General features: G+C 53.2%; 18 protein-coding genes, 1 tRNA gene and 2 pseudogenes. 10 read left to right on the plus strand and 11 right to left on the minus strand.

All coding sequences use genetic code 11. The features are described from left to right. Positions 1-5: 5 nt before the first annotated feature. Positions 6-872 (minus strand): LysR family transcriptional regulator, encoded by an 867-nt coding sequence (locus ABFV38_RS17820; RefSeq protein ID WP_045909903.1) that lies wholly within the window; start codon positions 870-872, stop codon positions 6-8. A gap of 105 nt (positions 873-977) precedes the next feature. Between ABFV38_RS17820 and ABFV38_RS17825 the strand changes: the two genes are divergently transcribed. Together ABFV38_RS17825 and ABFV38_RS17830 are read left to right on the plus strand one after the other, a co-directional pair. After that, positions 978-1,439, plus strand: a complete 462-nt coding sequence (locus ABFV38_RS17825) for a multidrug/biocide efflux PACE transporter (RefSeq protein ID WP_023333288.1) — start codon at positions 978-980, stop codon at positions 1,437-1,439. A 119-nt stretch (positions 1,440-1,558) separates the two neighbouring features. Next, complete coding sequence (locus ABFV38_RS17830) at positions 1,559-2,788, plus strand: amino acid permease (protein ID WP_348957671.1); 1,230 nt, start codon at positions 1,559-1,561, stop codon at positions 2,786-2,788. Between the two features lie 38 nt (positions 2,789-2,826). Here ABFV38_RS17830 and ABFV38_RS17835 read toward each other — a convergent pair whose 3' ends face one another. Next, positions 2,827-3,297 (minus strand): Lrp/AsnC family transcriptional regulator, encoded by a 471-nt coding sequence (locus tag ABFV38_RS17835; RefSeq protein ID WP_008499685.1) that lies wholly within the window; start codon positions 3,295-3,297, stop codon positions 2,827-2,829. 115 nt (positions 3,298-3,412) lie between these two features. Between ABFV38_RS17835 and ABFV38_RS17840 the strand changes: the two genes are divergently transcribed. Further along, positions 3,413-4,024, plus strand: a complete 612-nt coding sequence (locus tag ABFV38_RS17840; RefSeq protein WP_048029141.1) for a LysE family translocator — start codon at positions 3,413-3,415, stop codon at positions 4,022-4,024. Positions 4,025-4,051: 27 nt separating this feature from the next. Here the strand turns inward: ABFV38_RS17840 and ABFV38_RS17845 are convergent, their stop codons facing one another. Further along, entirely contained in the window at positions 4,052-4,324 is a 273-nt protein-coding gene (locus tag ABFV38_RS17845; RefSeq protein ID WP_008499687.1) for a GNAT family N-acetyltransferase, read from the minus strand. A gap of 10 nt (positions 4,325-4,334) precedes the next feature. Further along, complete coding sequence (gene yjdI, locus ABFV38_RS17850; RefSeq protein ID WP_008499689.1) at positions 4,335-4,565, minus strand: 4Fe-4S mono-cluster protein YjdI; 231 nt, start codon at positions 4,563-4,565, stop codon at positions 4,335-4,337. A gap of 176 nt (positions 4,566-4,741) precedes the next feature. On the opposite strand from yjdI, the gene ABFV38_RS17855 reads away from it, so the two are divergent. The 5 genes from ABFV38_RS17855 to ABFV38_RS17875 all read left to right on the plus strand — a co-directional run bounded on the left by ABFV38_RS17855 (position 4,742) and on the right by ABFV38_RS17875 (position 11,231). Beyond that, complete coding sequence (locus ABFV38_RS17855) at positions 4,742-6,382, plus strand: sensor histidine kinase (RefSeq protein WP_045909905.1); 1,641 nt, start codon at positions 4,742-4,744, stop codon at positions 6,380-6,382. Then, positions 6,366-7,061 (plus strand): response regulator, encoded by a 696-nt coding sequence (locus ABFV38_RS17860; RefSeq protein ID WP_032638033.1) that lies wholly within the window; start codon positions 6,366-6,368, stop codon positions 7,059-7,061. The genes ABFV38_RS17855 and ABFV38_RS17860 overlap by 17 nt, the downstream gene beginning before the upstream one ends. Before the next feature lie 168 nt (positions 7,062-7,229). Continuing rightward, a complete protein-coding gene (locus ABFV38_RS17865; RefSeq protein WP_048224731.1) occupies positions 7,230-8,318 on the plus strand; it encodes an ABC transporter substrate-binding protein in 1,089 nt (362 codons plus the stop codon). A gap of 80 nt (positions 8,319-8,398) precedes the next feature. After that, positions 8,399-10,168, plus strand: coding sequence for an iron ABC transporter permease (locus ABFV38_RS17870; RefSeq protein ID WP_023294491.1), 1,770 nt, complete (start codon positions 8,399-8,401; stop codon positions 10,166-10,168). After that, positions 10,161-11,231, plus strand: a complete 1,071-nt coding sequence (locus ABFV38_RS17875) for an ABC transporter ATP-binding protein (protein WP_039265500.1) — start codon at positions 10,161-10,163, stop codon at positions 11,229-11,231. Before ABFV38_RS17870 ends, ABFV38_RS17875 begins: the two co-directional genes overlap by 8 nt. A 192-nt stretch (positions 11,232-11,423) precedes the next feature. Here ABFV38_RS17875 and ABFV38_RS17880 read toward each other — a convergent pair. From ABFV38_RS17880 to ABFV38_RS17895, 4 genes and pseudogenes are all read right to left on the minus strand, one after another. After that, a pseudogene (locus ABFV38_RS17880) lies at positions 11,424-11,605 on the minus strand (integrase); the annotation flags it as partial. A gap of 519 nt (positions 11,606-12,124) precedes the next feature. Next, on the minus strand, positions 12,125-12,499 hold the full coding sequence (locus tag ABFV38_RS17885) for a hypothetical protein (RefSeq protein ID WP_348957672.1): 375 nt from the start codon (positions 12,497-12,499) through the stop codon (positions 12,125-12,127). Positions 12,500-12,502: 3 nt separating this feature from the next. Further along, positions 12,503-12,868 (minus strand): DUF6864 domain-containing function, encoded by a 366-nt coding sequence (locus tag ABFV38_RS17890; protein WP_044597694.1) that lies wholly within the window; start codon positions 12,866-12,868, stop codon positions 12,503-12,505. A gap of 344 nt (positions 12,869-13,212) precedes the next feature. After that, positions 13,213-13,409: pseudogene (locus ABFV38_RS17895) on the minus strand (ISNCY family transposase); the annotation flags it as partial. 407 nt (positions 13,410-13,816) lie between these two features. On the opposite strand from ABFV38_RS17895, the gene ABFV38_RS17900 reads away from it, so the two are divergent. Then, complete coding sequence (locus tag ABFV38_RS17900; RefSeq protein ID WP_348957674.1) at positions 13,817-14,623, plus strand: DUF4225 domain-containing protein; 807 nt, start codon at positions 13,817-13,819, stop codon at positions 14,621-14,623. Here the strand turns inward: ABFV38_RS17900 and ABFV38_RS17905 are convergent. From ABFV38_RS17905 to actS, 3 genes are all read right to left on the minus strand, one after another. Next, positions 14,620-14,934: a hypothetical protein gene (locus ABFV38_RS17905; protein WP_047039252.1), complete on the minus strand. Its 315-nt coding sequence runs from the start codon at positions 14,932-14,934 to the stop codon at positions 14,620-14,622. The genes ABFV38_RS17900 and ABFV38_RS17905 overlap by 4 nt on opposite strands. Before the next feature lie 598 nt (positions 14,935-15,532). Continuing rightward, positions 15,533-15,606, minus strand: a tRNA-Gly gene (locus ABFV38_RS17910). 80 nt (positions 15,607-15,686) lie between these two features. Continuing rightward, positions 15,687-16,430, minus strand: coding sequence for an amidase activator ActS (gene actS, locus ABFV38_RS17915; protein ID WP_045335243.1), 744 nt, complete (start codon positions 16,428-16,430; stop codon positions 15,687-15,689). A 163-nt stretch (positions 16,431-16,593) separates the two neighbouring features. On the opposite strand from actS, the gene idi reads away from it, so the two are divergent. Continuing rightward, positions 16,594-17,136 carry an isopentenyl-diphosphate Delta-isomerase gene (gene idi / locus ABFV38_RS17920; RefSeq protein WP_069719995.1) on the plus strand — a complete coding sequence of 181 codons (543 nt, stop codon included), beginning with the start codon at positions 16,594-16,596 and terminating at the stop codon, positions 17,134-17,136. Positions 17,137-17,170: the final 34 nt, after the last annotated feature.

Raw genomic sequence — 17,170 nt, forward strand, 5'->3', positions numbered from 1 at the left:
AAGGATCAGCGTGCATCCTGCAGATACTGCCGCAGCCAGCTTCCGGCAACGCCGGGAGGGGATCGTTTATTCCACAGCAGATCGATGCCGATCGCCCGCGGCCAACCGGGAACATTGAGCTGTACCAGGGATTTCGCGGCGGCAAACTCATCCACCAGCGCGCACGGCAAGACGCACCAGCCAAATCCCTGTACCGCCATACTCAAGAGTAACAGGTAATTCGGGGCTGACCAGACGGGCCCGCGCGCGATCTCCGCCTCGCGCTCAAGATAGGTGCTCAGCCGCAGCTCTCGCCAGCCGTGCAGCTCGTCACGCTGAACGTCATGTTGTCCGGCGAGCGGATGCGTGGTCGCGACATAGATCGCCATGCGGGTCTGCATCGGCAGCCGGATGGCGCCGATATCCGTAGGATAACCGTCTCGCGCTTCGGTGAGGCCAATCTGCGCGCGCTCCTTTTGCAGCAGATCGATCACGTCCTCCTCCTCGCCAATCAGACATTCGAATTCCGTATGGGGAAAGCGCGCGTCAAACTGTTTCATCATCTCTTCCAGCACGTCCGGGTTGAGGGTATCGGAAAGGACAAACGTCAGACGCGCCTCCGTTTGCGCCGATAGCGACACCGCCAGCTCATCCAGCCGCGTGCTGGCGGCGAGTATAGCCTGCACATAGCCCAGCACCTGTTCTCCCTGGGCCGTTAACACCGGCTGGCGTGCCGAGCGGTCAAACAGCTCGAAGCCCAGGTCGGCTTCAAGATGGGCAATGGACGTGCTGACCGTCGACTGGCTTTTACGCAGCCGGCGTGCGGCCGCAGAGAAAGAGCCTGCCGCAACGGTCTCGACAAACGCGGTAAGGGCTTCGGGTGAATAGCGCATAACCTATCTACTTTAGCGATGGATACTATCTTTAATATATCAGCTTTAGCGATGAAAATAGGCCACATCAACGCCCATACCGGCGAATTAACGAGGTCTATCGCTATGCAACATCAGGATGCACTCCAACGTAAACTGCCGGAGCGGATCTTTCATGCTGTCTGTTTTGAAGGGATTGCGACGGCGATCCTCGCCCCTACGGCGGCGTGGCTCATGCAGCGTTCCGTGGTGGAAATGGGTGGGTTGACCATTATTCTGGCGACCACCGCCATGCTGTGGAACATTATTTATAACTTCGGCTTCGACCGTTTCTGGCCCGTTCAGCGCGTAAAACGTACGGCAAAAGTGCGTGCGTTGCATGCGCTGGGGTTCGAATGCGGGTTTATTGTGATTGGCGTGTCGATTGTCGCCGCCGTGCTGGGCGTCACCCTGCTGCAGGCATTCACACTGGAAATAGGTTTCTTCCTGTTCTTCCTGCCGTACACCATGTTCTATAACTGGGCGTACGATTGCCTCCGCGAGAAATTTCTTAAGCGCCGCCAGCAACGACGCGCCCTGGCAGGCTAAACGCCTTCTGGCCGGACGTCCGTTCCGGCCAAACGCCTTCGAAGCAACTGCGCTCTCCGTGCATAACTATGGTAAATTGCACTCCATTCTGATGGTTTGATAGTTGATACGTTGCTCTAATGTCGAAAATTTGGTCAAAAGATGAGGCTCTCTGGAGTTTCGCTCTCTACGGCACGGCCGTGGGCGCAGGAACGCTCTTCCTGCCCATTCAGCTGGGCTCCGCAGGCGCAATCGTCCTGTTTATTACCGCCCTCGTGGCCTATCCCTTAACCTACTGGCCGCACAAAGCGCTGGCGCAATTTATCCTCTCGTCGAAAACGAAAGGCAACGAAGGGATCACCGGCGCCGTTTCGCACTATTACGGCCGGAAGATCGGCAACCTAATCACCACGCTCTATTTCATCGCCTTCTTTGTGGTGGTGCAGATTTATGCGGTGGCCATCACCAACTCGTTAACCGAGCAACTGGGAAAACACCTGACGGTGGATACCGCCGTTCGCGTGCTGGTCAGCCTTGGCGTGGTGCTGGTCCTGAATCTGATCTTCCTGATGGGACGGCATATCACGATAAAAGTGATGGGCTTCCTGGTGTTTCCGCTGATTGCCTATTTCCTGTTTGTCTCGCTCTATCTGATCGGCAGCTGGCAGCCCTCGCTGCTGACCAGCCAGATGGCCGTCGATCGCCACACGCTGCACCAGGTCTGGATTTCGATTCCGGTGATGGTGTTTGCGTTCAGCCATACGCCGATTATCTCCACGTTTGCCGTTGATCGTCGCGAGAAATTTGGCGACGGCGCCATGGATAAATGCAAGAAAATCATGAAGGTGGCGTACCTGATTATCTGCCTGAGCGTGCTGTTCTTTGTCTTCAGCTGCCTGCTCTCTATTCCGCCGTCGTACATTGTGGCCGCCAAAGAGGAAGGGGTGACGATCCTGTCCGCGCTGTCGATGATGCCCTCTTCACCGGCGTGGCTGGGAATTTCCGGGATTGTCGTGGCGATAATTGCGATGTCGAAATCGTTCCTCGGCACCTATTTTGGGGTGATTGAAGGGGCGACGGAGATCGTGAAGTCGTCGCTCAATCAGGTAGGCGTGAAAAAGAGCCGCGCCTTTAACCGCGCGATTTCCATTATGGGGGTGTCGTTAATCACCTTTGCCGTCTGCTGCATTAACCCGAACGCCATTTCGATGATTTACGCCATCAGCGGCCCGCTTATCGCCATGATCCTGTTTATCATGCCGACGCTGTCGACGTATCTCATCCCCTCCCTGAAACCGTACCGCTCCATTGGCAACCTGCTGACGCTGATCGTCGGGGTGCTGTGCGTGTCGGTAATGTTCGTCGGCTAACCCCTCTTTGATGCCCGGCGCTCTGCCGGGCATGTCATTCAGTCTCGTCCCGTAACGTCCAGCGGAAAAGGTCTGTCCTGCACCACCGTTTTCATGACAAGCGTTGAGCGAAGATGCTGCACGCCAGGCATGGCGGAAAGCTTCTCGTCATAGAGCTTCTGGAAAGCGGAGAGGTCGCGGGTCACAACGTGCATCAGATAATCGGGATCGCCAAACAGACGCTGCGCCAGCACGATCTGCGGGATCTCCTCCACCGCCTCTTCAAACGCGCTAACCGCCTTTCGGTCCCCCTCTTTCAGCGTCGCAAAGACGATTGCCAGGAAGTTAAATCCCATTTTGGCGGGGTCGAGGCTGGCACGGTAACCCGTTATGGCCCCGCTTTGCTCCAGCGCCCGCACGCGACGATGACAGGGCGAGAGGCTCAGATTGACCCGCTCAGCCAGCTCGGTAAGCGACAGGCGTCCATCAGACTGGAGCGCCGCAAGAATTTTTCGATCGATGCTGTCCATTTGGAAGATTTTCTCAATTTCACCGTGTTATGAGCATAACATTGAAAGCCTATTTCGCAGGGTTAACGATATTCTTTTTCGCAACGTTTAACGCACTGCGGGAGTTTTCAGAACGATGGAAATGAGTATTGTGGCCGGCTTTTGGGTGGTTTCGTTTCTGCTCATCATGACGCCAGGCGCCGACTGGGCCTACGCCATTAGCGCCGGGATTAACGGGCGACGCGTGGTACCGGCGGTGCTGGGGCTGATGTCAGGGCATCTGTTAGCCACGCTCATTGTCGTGGCTGGCGTGGGGGTCGTGATTGCTCAACATCCGCTGGCGTTAACCGGGCTGACCCTCGCGGGGGCCGCGTATCTCCTGTGGCTCGGCATCGGACTGTTGCGTCACCCTGCCGCCCCGGAAAAGGCGAGCCACCACGCGGGAAACTGGCGACAGTGGGCGGTGAAAGGGCTCTGTATTAGCGGCCTAAACCCGAAAGTGTTTTTGCTGTTCCTGGCCCTGCTCCCGCAGTTTACAGACCCGACCGGGAGCTGGTCGTTAGCAATGCAAATGTCCACGCTTGGGATGATGCACCTTATCACCTGTACGCTGGTCTATCTGCTGGTGGGGTATGGTTCGAAAGCGGTGCTGGCGACCCGGCCACAGGCGGCGCGTCGGGTGAGCATGGCATCTGGAGGGATAATGGTGCTGATCGCGATGGTATTGCTGCTTGAGCAGGTAAGATAAAAAAACACCGGCCATCGCCGGTGTTATTTACGCCCGAATATCGTCATATTCCCGCGTTTTATCAAACTCATGTTTCGCGAACGGGCACAGCGGAATAATTTTGCGGTTCTCACCGCGCATCTTCTCCACCACTTTCGCCACCAGCTGTTTACCGACACCCTGTCCTTTCAGGCTCTCATCCACATCGGTGTGCTCGATAATGCTCAGGTGCTCGCCGGTCGGCACGAAGACAATCTCCGCGACCTGGTTGCCGTTCGCATCATTCACGTAAAACTTGTTATGGCCTTCCAGAATATCCATGGTTCCTCGCTTATTTTTGGCGATACTTGAGCGCACCGCTCGGGCAGGTATCAATCACGCGGACAACCGTTTCAACGTCCACTTCATCGGGAATAATCCACGGTTTACGTTTCAGATTAAACAGCTTTGCGCTGCCACGCACGCAGTTACCGGAGTGTTTACAGATCCCGGTGTTGAAGTAAACGTCAATTTTCTCGCCGGTATAGGCCCGGTAACCCGCATCCAGTAGCTCTTTATCCATGACATTGCCTCTGTAATTATTATCGTGCTGAATGAAGAATAGCCTGACGGGATCCTGATGGCTATCACGCCGAAAACGAAAAGCCAGGTCACAACTCTTTTCTTGCCAGATTGCGTCCGCTATTTGCCCATGTCAGGCTCGGCAAATGTCACTTTTACATAACATCCGCAGGTTGAATGAAACGCAGACTCTCTTTTCAGGTAAAGCTGTTTTTAGCGCTGGTGTGCTTCTCCTGCCTGCTGTTAGTTCTGCTGGGAACGATTCTGTTTCATTTTATTGACCGGCAGCTCCATCACGATCTCGGCCAGCGTGCCCGGGTTCAGGCCAGCCAGATCGCGCTGATGCCGGGTCTGGCGGCAATGGTTGCGGCCAGAGATATCCCCGGCATCGCCCGGTTAATCCAGCCGCTGCGCGCCGAAAGCGATGCCAGCTACATTGTGATTGGCGATACCGAGGAACAGCACCTCTATCATTCGGAATCCCCGGAGCGGATTAATTTACCGATGATCGGCGGAGATAATGCGGAGGTATTAAAGGGCAAAACCATTATTTCCGTGCGCCAGGGCGGGATTGGGGTTTCACTGCGCAGCAAAGCGCCGATCTTTAACGCGCAGCACCAGGTGATTGGTATTGTCTCGGTCGGCTATCTGACCTCCTATATTGCCAATATTAATGCCCGCATTCTCTGGCAGTCCGGGCTGTACGGCGCGGCTCTTCTGCTGCTGCTGTTTATGTTCTCCTGGCTGTTTACCCGCAATCTCAAAAAACAGATGTTCCGACTGGAGCCGAAAGATATCGCTCAGCTGGTTTTGCAGCAGCGCGCGCTATTAGAAGCCATGTATGAGGGGGTATTTGCCGTCAATGAAGAGAAGCAGCTGATTTTAATTAACCGCGCCGCACGAGAAATGCTGGATATTCGGCAAAGTGAGAAAGCGCTTATCGGCAAACCGCTGGAAGACGTTCTGCAGACATCGCCGGGCTTTTTATCCCAGCGCTACGCCTCGGTGAGCGCTGGCCGCCACGACCAGATTGCCGTGCTGAACCAGCGCGAGGTGATCGTCAACCGTGTCGCGATTGAGGTCGAACCCGGCGTTGAAAGCGGCTGGGTCTACAGCTTTCGCGACAAAAATGACATCAACACCCTCAGCAGCCAGCTCAGTCAGATCAAGCGCTATGCCGATAACCTGCGCATTATGCGCCACGAGCAGCTGAACTGGACCGCCACGCTGGTGGGCTTGCTGCAGATGAAACACTATGACGAAGCGATTCGTTACATCCAGGTGCAGTCCGAAGGCGCGCAGCGGGTGCTGGACTTTGTCTCCGCCCGTTTTTCCTCTCCCGCGCTGTGTGGTCTGCTGTTAGGAAAATACGTCAGCGCGCGCGAAAAAGGCATCGAATTGCTGTTTGATCCCGCCTGCCAGCTCACCCGCATGCCCGCCACGCTCAACGAAACGGAGCTGATGTCCATTATTGGTAACCTGCTGGATAACGCGGTGGACGCGACCCTTAAGGCACCGGTCCCCGCGCCGGTGGAACTCTACATTTCTGACCGTAACCAGGAGCTACTGATCGAGGTGGCCGACCGGGGCTGTGGGGTGGAGGATGCGATGAAGCCGCATATTTTCCGCCAGGGATTCAGCAGCAAACCGGAACGTGAAAACGACATTGTGGGCACCGAGCACGGTATTGGCCTGTATCTGGTGGCAGGATATATCGATAAGGCTGGCGGCAGTATTGAGATTGCCGACAACACGCCACAAGGGACTATTTTTTCTGTGTTTATTCCGAATGGGCTAAAGCATGACCCGAGCACTTGATGTTGTGATCGTTGAAGATGAGCCGCATCTGGCGGAGCTGCATCGCGAGTATATCGAGCAGAATTTTCATTTACGCGTGGTGGGTATCGCCGCGTCGATTGAGCAGGCATGCCGCCTGATTCGTCAGCATCAGCCGCGGCTTATCCTGCTGGACAACTATCTTCCGGACGGTAAAGGCGTGGAGCTCATCGATAACCCGCTGCTGAAAAGCTATGAGTGTTCGGTGATCTTCATCACCGCCGCCAGCGATATGCAGACCTGCAGCCACGCCATGCGCAGCGGCGCGTTTGATTACCTCATCAAGCCCGTCTTTTTCCAGCGCCTGCACGCTTCGCTGGAGCGGTTTATGCGCTTCATCCACACCGTGCAGCAGGTGAAGGTGGTCGACCAGCATGCGCTGGATCGCCTGTTTCATCTGCCTGCCGCGGAAGCCTCCGTTACGCCGTCCACAAAGGGTATTGAGCCCCAGACGCTGGAACGCATTAAACGCCTGTTCGCCGAGCATCCCGACAGCGCGATGTCGGTTGAGGAGGTGGTGGAAAACGTGGGGATCAGCAAAACCACGGGGCGCCGCTATCTTGAATACTGCGTGGAGAGCGGGTTAATCAGCGTTGAAATGCTGTACGGCAATATTGGTCATCCTCGCCGGTTATACCGTAAAGCCCCCGATAAACCGTAATCCGCAACCGTTCGTTGGCTAACGTTCGCGGATTTTATGGTGTTAATTGCTGAAACGACGGCGACAATCACACTTCGGAATCATTGCCCTCGCCTCCCTATTGTCGGAGGCGCGCTTTACGCTATGTTGACAATTAGTTCCTCAAATGTAACTAAAAGGTTAACTATAATGTCGAACACGTTCCGAATTTCTCTGCTTACCGCTACCGTACTGTTCTCTGCTTCTGCACTGTCTGCCCTGCCGCAGGGTTATCCTGCTGAGTATCAAAAAGTGGTTGATGCCGCCACGAAAGAGGGCAAGGTTGTCATCTATTCCACCACCGACATCAAAGCTGCCGGGCCGCTGATCCAGGGCTTCGAAAAAACCTACCCGGGCATTAAAGTCGAATACAACGACATGAACAGCACCGAGCTGTACAACCGTTTCATCAGCGAACAGGCTTCCGGCGGCGTGAGCGGCGACGTGGTCTGGAGCTCCTCGATGGACACCGGCCTGAAGCTCGCCACCGACTACGCCATGGAGTACAAATCTCCGGAGCAAAGCCAGCTGCCGAAATGGGCGGTCTGGAAAGATAAGGCCTACGGCACTACCTATGAGCCGGTGGTCTTTATCTACAACAAGCGTCTGATCCCGGCTGGCGACGTGCCGGATTCTCACGCCGCGCTGGCGAAGCTGATTGCCAGCCAGACGGACAAATTCAAGAACAAAGTCACCACCTACGATATCGAAAAATCGGGTCTGGGCTTTATGCTCTCGGTGCAGGATCACAACGCCGATCCAAACTACTTTAAGACCCTGGCCGACGTCGCCAAAGGAGGCCTGTCGGTGCAGTCGTCTACCGGCACCATGATGGAGCGCGTCTCCTCCGGTGAAAACCTGATCGGCTTCAACATCCTCGGTTCCTATGCGGAAGCGCGTGCGAAGAACGATCCGTCGCTCGGCATCTCCTATCCAAAAGATTACACCCTGGTACTGTCGCGCGTGTCGTTCATCAGTCAGCAATCGCAAAACAGCAACGCCGCGAAGCTGTGGCTGGACTACGTGCTGTCTGAACAAGGGCAAAACATTCTGGCCAATCAGGCGGACATCCCCTCCATTCGTAACGATATCGAAGGCAAGAATGATATCGACGGCCTGACCAAAATCCTCGGCAACGCGCTGAAGCCAATTCCGGTTGATGAAACGCTGCTGGAATACCTGCAGCCGAAAAAACGCCTCGAGTACATCAAAGAGTGGCGTACCGCCGCCGGTAAATAAGCGTCTGAGCGCGGCGCTGGCCGCCGCGCTCCCTTATCGACTGAGTTCGTTTTTCTGGGCTGCAATACCAGGGATACCCCATGAATACATTACGCAGAAAGTGGCAAAGCCTGCCGCGAGGCATCGTCGTGCTGATAACCGCCCTGGTTATCTACACGCCGCTGTCGTTTATCGTGATCCAGAGCTTCCTGTCCGCGCCGTTCTTTTCGCCGTCAAAAGAGTGGAGCTTTGAATCATTTGATTTTATTTTCACCGACCCCGATTTTTATAAGGCCCTGAAAAGCGGGTTTATTCTCGCTTTCGGGCTGGTCTTTATCTCTATCCCGCTGGGCGGCGTGCTGGCGTTTCTGATGGTGCGTACCGACCTGCCCGGTCGCCGGCTGATTGAGCCGCTGATCCTGGTCCCGATTTTCGTTTCACCGATGGTGCTGGGCTTCGGCTACGTGGTGGCCGCCGGTCCGGTGGGTTTTCTCTCCCAGTGGGCTGAGGCGCTGATTGGCTTTGTGCCGTGGAACATCTACGACATGTCGAGCATTGTGGTCATAGCCGGCCTGACGCACGTCCCGCACGCCTATCTGTATATCTCGTCAGCGCTGCGCAGCGTGGGCTCCGACGTGGAAGAAGCCGCGCGCACCGCGGGCGCGTCGCCCTGGCAGGTGATGACCTCCGTCAGCCTGCCGATGGTGCGCCCGTCCATTCTCTACGCCACCGTGCTGCTGTTCTTCCTCGGGCTGGAAGTGTTCGGCCTGATGCTGGTCCTCGGCGACCCGGAAGGCAACATGGTGCTGGCGACCTATCTCTATAAGCTGACGAACAAGATGGGTACCCCATCCTATAACCTGATGGCGGCGGTTGCCGTGGTGCTAATCTGCATCACAATCCCGCTGGTGATGCTCCAGCGTCGCCTGATGCGTACTGCCAACCGCTTCGTCACCATGAAGGGCAAGGCCTCGCAGGCCCGCGCGCTACCGCTGGGTAAATGGCGCTGGGTGGCTGGCGCGGTGATTGCCTTCTGGCTCACCGTTACCATCGGCGTTCCGCTGCTCGGCGTGGTACTGCGCGCGTTTATCTCCAACTGGGGCGTGGGCGTTTCGCTGTGGGACGAGCTTTCTCTGAACACCTTCCGCACCATCTGGGCGCAGCCCAACCTGCTGCGCGCCATCGTCAACTCCATGGCGATTGGCGTCATTGGCGGCGCGCTGGCCGTGGTGTGCTACCTGTTTGTCGGCATTGCCATGCACCGTAAGCCGGACAACACCACGCGTTTCCTGGACTACAGCGTGCTGGTGCCGCGCGCCGTGCCTGGCCTGCTGGCGGGTCTGGCCTTCCTGTGGGTGTTCCTGTTCCTGCCGATGTGGCTGGATAACTCGCTGAAATCCGGCTGGCTTTCCGGGTTTGCCTGGACCGACTGGATGCGTGAGAACGTCATCGTCTGGCTGCGCTCGCTGCGCAGCACCATTTTCAGCGTCTGGCTGGCCTATACCGTGGTGTGGATGGCTTACGGGCTGAGGCTTATCTCTTCCACGCTGCTGCAGGTAGGGCCGGAGCTTGAAGAAGCCGCTCGCAGCACCGGGGCGACGCGCGGGCAGATCACCCGCCACGTCACCATTCCGCTCTCCCGCTACGGTCTGATCGGTTCGTGGCTGCTGATGTTCCTGATCTTTGAACGCGAATACTCAACGGGTGTGTATCTGCTTTCGCCCGGCACGGAGACCATCGGCTCGATGCTGGTTTCCCTCTGGGCCGCGGGTGCCATTGATATCGTGGCGGCGCTCTCTTTCATTAACATCCTGCTTGTCGTGGTAGGTCTGGGCATTGCCCTTCGTTTCGGAGTGAAAATACATGATTGAATTAGCGGTTGACGATCTGCACTTAACCTACGGCGACAATCCTGTTTTAAAAGGTGTCTCCATGAACCTGAAGCGCGGCGAAGTGGTCTCCCTGTTAGGCCCCTCCGGCAGCGGCAAAACCACCCTGCTCCGCGCCGTCGCGGGTCTGGAAAAACCGACCCAGGGCTCGATTGTGATTGGCAACAATAAAGTTTACGACGGCACGCCGCGCAGTGAGGTCCCGGCGGAAGAGCGTAACCTGGGGCTGGTATTCCAGTCTTATGCCCTGTGGCCGCACAAAACCGTGTTTGAGAACGTGGCCTATCCGCTCAAGCTGCGCAAAGTCCCGGCCAAAGAGATCCAGCAGCGCGTGCAGGACGTGCTGGACCAGCTTGGTCTGGGCCATCTTGGCAAACGTCACCCGCACCAGCTCTCCGGTGGGCAGCAGCAGCGCGTGGCGATTGGCCGCGCGCTGGTGTACAACCCGCCGGTGATTTTGCTGGACGAGCCGCTTTCCAACCTCGACGCCAAGCTGCGCGAAGAGGCCCGCGTGTTCCTGCGCGAGCTGATTATCAAGCTCGGGCTGTCCGCGTTGATGGTGACGCACGACCAGAACGAAGCGATGTCCATTTCCGACCGTATCCTGCTGCTCAACAACGGCAAAATTGAGCAACAGGGCACGCCGCAGGAGATGTACGGCTCGCCGAAGACGCTATTTACCGCCGAGTTTATGGGCAGCAACAACCGCCTGCACGGCAAGGTCACTGAAGTGCGCGACGGCAGAGCGCGTATCGAAGGCAAAGGCTGGGTGCTGTGGGGCCAGGCGGGCGAAGGGGTACAGAGCGGTAATGACGCCACGGCGGTGATCCGCGTCGAGCGCGTCGCGGTGGTTGAGGGGCCAGGGGAAAATCAGCTTGAGCTGCCGCTGCTCACCAGCATGTATCTCGGCGACCGCTGGGAATACCTGTTCCGCACGGTGGGAGATGATTTTGTGATCCGTGCGTATGGGCATGAGGTGCGGGATCCACAGCACTGCCATCTTTCGCTGCCGGAGAAGCATGTTTGGGTGTTCCCGAAAGGGTGAATTTAAGAGGAAAAGGCTGCGGGATGCGGCCTTTTTTGCTTTGACAGGGTGAGAGCATGCAATCTACCTCTCAAATGTTACTTTTCCGTTTTCAACAACGTCTGCACTTGCCTGGTTTACTGAGATTGCGGAATGCCTAGGCTGCCGCAGATAGTGGCAGTGGCACGGCCATGTCGCACAGGAGTTCCATGCGCCCATTACGTGATGGCGCCGCAGGCTGTCCCTGCTGCAGAACTCAGGGAAGCGGCCCCGAGCATGCCGGCGACAATGCCAAGGAACGAGGCCCTGGTCAGCCAACTACGGGCAAAGTTGAGGGAAAGCAGGTAGGACCGGTCAGGATTAACCGGGTCTTTACCTCCGGGCAGCATCGGCATGAAATTCTCATTGGGCAGAATGACATCCAGCGACAGGTTAAGCGCAGGATCATCATCGGGTATCAGAACATTCAGGGCCCGTCCGGGGCGGAAGTCCTCCGGCGCGCTGCGTGAAAAATCGAGGTGAATGATTCCTAAAAGCGTACCGCAGAGAGTCTACTTTTCAAAGGTACATTTTAATAAGTAGAAAACAAAATTTTCCGTTATACTAGTTCGCTTGAAGTTTTACGTGGGGAAGCTTGAGTCCCAAGATTATTTATGGGTTGTCAGTACCAATGATTAGGTCTTTGTTTGGATAGTTTTAAGAGTGGCAATCGATCAAAACATACAATACTTCGACTCTAGATTAATGATTTAGAAAAATATGCAGCATATCAAAATTAATAATTAAGAGCAGTTCGAACTTTTAGATTCGCAACTCTTAAAGCCGCATACTTTAAATATTTAACCTAGAGGCTTAATAATTTAGGATGCATTAGATTACAGTCTTATTGACAAATATTTAGTAGCTGCACTGGATTATCCATCATGTTTCCCGCCATCCTTCGTTGTTTCAGATTGTTTGCCAAACATGTAACCAAGTGACAAGGTTATTATTGGGGTAAATACTGCCCAAGACTCCTTTAAATTTGAAAGAATATTCACACCTTTATTATTTAAAATGTCTACTATTATCATGGCTGCGATAACACAACCATATAATGTTAACGTAAAAGTTATTACGAACCAAACGACACTACTTTTTGCATCTTCCCCTTTACCAATTTTGTCAGAGTAAGGCCTGTCATTGGTAGTTTGTTGAGTTTCCGGTAATGGTTCTTTATTATATACAATTCCCTTCTTTCCATTTCCTGAAAGATCATCATTTATTTCGCTTTGAGTATTGAATTCCATAGTCTATTTTTTATCTTCTTTAAAAAAAGTTATGGTCAAGTTTCTTACATTTTCATTAAAAATATATGTTGAAAACATTAAGCTGTGTATGGCCTTACTGTTTTCATAAAGTTTATACCTTTTAGGAAAGACACCTTCACCATCATCACTTTTAAAGTTATATAATTTAAGTGTTATTCCTTTATTGTCAGGATCAACAATGGAGCTGGATGTCCTTTCCCCATTGTTTTTTTGTTCATCAAAAATAAATTCCAGTGTAACTTTTGCTGCGTCTGAGTCCTCAGTAAAATTGAAGGATATGGATGTTTCCTTTTCAATTATGTATACACCAGAGTGAGTAATCTCTCTATTTTCATTAATAACTTTCATTTTATCTGCTCTTATATACGAGAAATGTTAATATGGAGAATGTTAATATAACAAAACCTGGGGTAACAATCAATTTTGTTAGAAAATAGAAGAATTTGTCAAGCATGTTAATTACGCTTGCTTTGTTTGTTTTTTTATCAACAGCGGCACATATGAACGTTACGAGGCCGAAGATACAAAAAAAAATGATACTGGAAACCAACAGTGCTACACCCACTATGAATCCCTCTGTTAAAATTTAAAAAAAATTATACCATTCAAAAAATTGAACTCCAGCGCTATGTGAAGATTAAAGTGATGTCAGGGTTTAGCCGACACTTCTAGTCCGCCATAAACTCTTCGGCAAAGGCGTTTGCGGCCTCTGGTGTACTGATACCACTGAGCCGCAGCTCTTTGACCAGGCGGTCCTGTAACGAGAGGTGAGCTCGTTCATGGCACGGCCAAACTGAGTCTGGCCGTCTCCGCCGGTGTTCTGCTTGTTGTTGATCCTGAAGACACTGGCCTTGTAGAACTCCAGAGGCTTATCGTAACGCTCCAGATAGCCCCAAGACGGACATCTCAATTTAGCTACTACAGCACATGTACGCATAACAAAGAATATGTTAAAAAGCCGTACAATTAGTGAACAGGTCCACTTCAAAACATCAAGTTATCTCCCTTGCGTCAGCCCAAAGCAGCATTGTGTAACTGCACTGCTTGTTGCAGTGAGGCGTGTCGCTGAAGGCATCACGTAGCGATATTTGGCGAAGAAAAGCGCTTTTCGCCGAGGGCCTGGGCTGACGGTCTAGCAGATCACCAACAGAGCCGGGGATATTTTGAACAGGAGAATGTAAACTGGAAGGATAAAGCAACGGGACACCCACGGGGGCGGGTTGTGAAAGTGTTTCCTGTTGTCTTCGACCTTATTGCACGTAAAATGACCAGACACATTTTGGGAAGGAGTCTTTAATGGATATTGCGCTGCTCAACAGGGGGTGGAACAGAACATGGTCAGATACCATGGTAAATCTGGAAGCCCGGAAACTCGTCGAAACTGCAAATCGGCTATCAGCATTCTATTTGCAAGATGGGATAACACGTATCAAGTTTGTCGAAGAGATAAGGCAGGTCGTAGAGAAAGAATTTGAAACTGCACGACGGGCCAAAACCGATGAAGAATGCATTGCATGCATCAAAAATCTGCGTGCCGAAACAGATAATCTGCAAGAACAAGAACGCTTGTTAAGAACCAGAGCCGCCCAACTTTATGCAAAGGTCGAGTTTGTCAGGGAAAACAATAAAATCGTCGGATACGTGATTTCGGCAATTCATATAGTGGTATCTGGAGCAGCATTATTTGGTGGGATGGTTATGATGTCCACTATGACCCCTGTTGGAGTTCTTGCAGGAGCAGTTTTATTTGTTGATGGTATTAACGGTATAACAAAAGAAGCAAGCCATCTTCGCTATGGTGAACAATCCAAATCGGAAGGAATTTTTGCTGATGGCGCAATGGAGACCGCACAATTCATAGGGTTTAGCCCAAAAAGTGGATTAGCTCTTTATAATACGGTGACTCTAGGGGCGAGTGTCTATAGTATCTTCGGCTTAGCAAGGAAACCCGGAGCTTGGCGATTATTCCGTTGGCTGCCGCGTGATTACTACCGAAAAGTTGACACAATGAGCAAGCCTAAGCTAACGATGAAAATCGCTGGATATGGTGTCAAAGCGAAAGTCATTTTTGATCTTCTGGCTACTGATAACAGTACTAATTAAGATTTGTTCACTCTACAGAATCGCCAAGATTTATAAGCAAGTACAGGCGGTTGTATAAAAATTGCAACCGCTGCGCCACAAGAAAGGCCAATAGCACCAGAGAAAACACTCTGCTCAGATGCGAACATCACAAGAAAAATGAATACAGCAAGGCAACCGGATACAACCCACACGGCAAGAATAAATCGCCTGGCCAGGTCCCTGATTGCATTCCCCAACGTTCCACCATAGCTTTCAACGTTGTTCTTTATCTTCTTCAAATCCGATGGTGTAAAGCCAGAACTCAACAAAGCCTCATCAGTAACATCCATATTGTCCTCTCCGCATTTCTTAACTGGCAATGGCACACATAATCATAGAGATGAACTTTACAGTAATCCACATGATGTTTGTGCAATGTATCAGATTTCAGACAATAGAAGCCATAAAGCCCCGTTAGTGGTACAAGCAACAAGCGGAGCATAGCGACTGCACAGGCCAACCTGGTTGGTTTCACTTTGCGAAAGTCACCAGTGACCTAATCAGATTGTCAGAGGGATCACACCTTATGAGGGTGCTCGTGTACCTTTCGGAGCGTGAGCGAAGCGCTGGAAGGGCCTGCATATCGTATGCAGGTACGTTTCGTTTACCACGATACACCTGTTTACGCAGCCACAAGGCCGCACATCGGGCTTAAATGCGTATGATCAATCTGTTGGGAGTTATGCCAGGTATGAGGCTTTTTGTTCGTTGTTTTGCTGTCGCGGTAAGAACCTGAACCACCGCCAGCGTGATGATATGCTCCCTTGTACCACAGACCAATCACGCGACAGGTGCGGGCGTAGAACAATGGGTAGTTTAAGTTGTACCTGCTAAAGCGGGGCAACGTAACTAACTGCTAAATCATAACTTATTGATTTATCAGGAGATTGGAGCGGGCGAAGGGAATCGAACCCTCGTATAGAGCTTGGGAAGCTCTCGTTCTACCATTGAACTACGCCCGCTTTGAGGTGCGTAAGGCATTATAGACCTTACGCACCTTCATACAAGCCTCTTCACAACTAACCGGCGATAAAATAATCACTTAGCACTTCGGTTTGCTGCCGGGCGCAGGAAGATAACGCTGCGGATCGATGGCCGTCGCCTTATAGCGAATCTGGAAATGCAGCTTCACCGAATCCGTACCGGTACTGCCCATGGTGGCAATCTTCTGTCCGGCTTTGACGTTCTGCCCGTTGTTGACCAGCATCGTGTCGTTGTGCGCATAGGCCGTGATGTAGTCTTCGCCATGCTTAATCATGATCAGGTTACCATAGCCGCGCAGCTGGTTACCGACGTAAACCACCTTCCCGGCCCCAGAGGCATAAACCGGCGTACCGCGCGCAGCGGCGATATCAATCCCCTTGTTACCACCTTCAGAGAGTGAGTAAGGGGCGACCACTTTACCGCTGGCAGGCCAAATCCAGCAGCGCTGTCCAACCGGCGGCCATGACGATTGCGGCACCTGATAGGACGGCGTCACTTTGGCGGTTTTGCCTTTCGAAGAGGACTTTTTGCCCGCGGACGATCCGCCGCTAACCTTCAGCTGCTGCCCCACCTCGATGGTGTAGGGCGGAGAGAGGTTATTCAGCCGCGCCAGATCCTTCACGCTGGTCCCCGTTGCGCGCGAAATCCGGTACAGGGTGTCCCCGCGTTTGACGGTGTAGACCGAACCGGAATAGCTTCCCGTATCCGAAGATTTGCTCCCTGAACAGCCCGCCAGTAATAGCGTCAGCGTCAGGCAAAAAATAGCGGTAAGGGGTTTTCTCGTCAGGCTTCCTGCAAACAAAACAGATCCTCGGTCAGCGTGAATGGCGCACTATGATAACAGCCAAAACGAACAGGGGTCATGCCCTTTTCCGCTCTACGAGCCAAACCGTTCGTATAAGAATGCAGTATAATGCTTCGGCTGATGGTGCTGAACCACTCGGCATTTTGGCACTGGAGCATCAATGAGTATTCAAGAACACGTTATTTTGGTAAACGACCAGGGAATGGTGATTGGCACTCAGGAAAAATATGCCGCGCACACGTTACATACCCCGCTGCATCTGGCGTTCTCTTCCTGGCTTTTTAACGCAAAAGGCGAATGTCTGATCACCCGACGCGCCTTAAGCAAAAAAGCCTGGCCCGGCGTCTGGACCAACTCCGTGTGCGGCCACCCGCAGTCGGGTGAAGAGACAGTCCAGGCGATAATCCGCCGCTGCCGCTTTGAAGTGGGCGCGGAGCTGACCGATATCACCGCCGTCGCCCCTGAATTTCGCTATCGGGAAACCGACCCGTCCGGGATCGTGGAAAACGAAATTTGCCCGGTATTCGCCGCCCGCATCACCAATGACGTGACGATAAACGAAGATGAAGTGATGGACTATCAGTGGGTTGAGCTGGACGCGCTATTCCGCGCGCTGGACGCGACGCCCTGGGCCTTTAGCCCGTGGATGGTCATGGAAGCGACAACCGCCCGCGAAAAACTCAAAGCCTTCGCAGAGCAATAAAAAAGCCCCTTTCGGGGCTTTTTTTACATCTTAA

The sequence above is a fragment of the Enterobacter cloacae complex sp. Mu1197 genome (genome assembly GCF_040059225.1).
Taxonomy (GTDB): domain Bacteria; phylum Pseudomonadota; class Gammaproteobacteria; order Enterobacterales; family Enterobacteriaceae; genus Enterobacter; species Enterobacter quasiroggenkampii.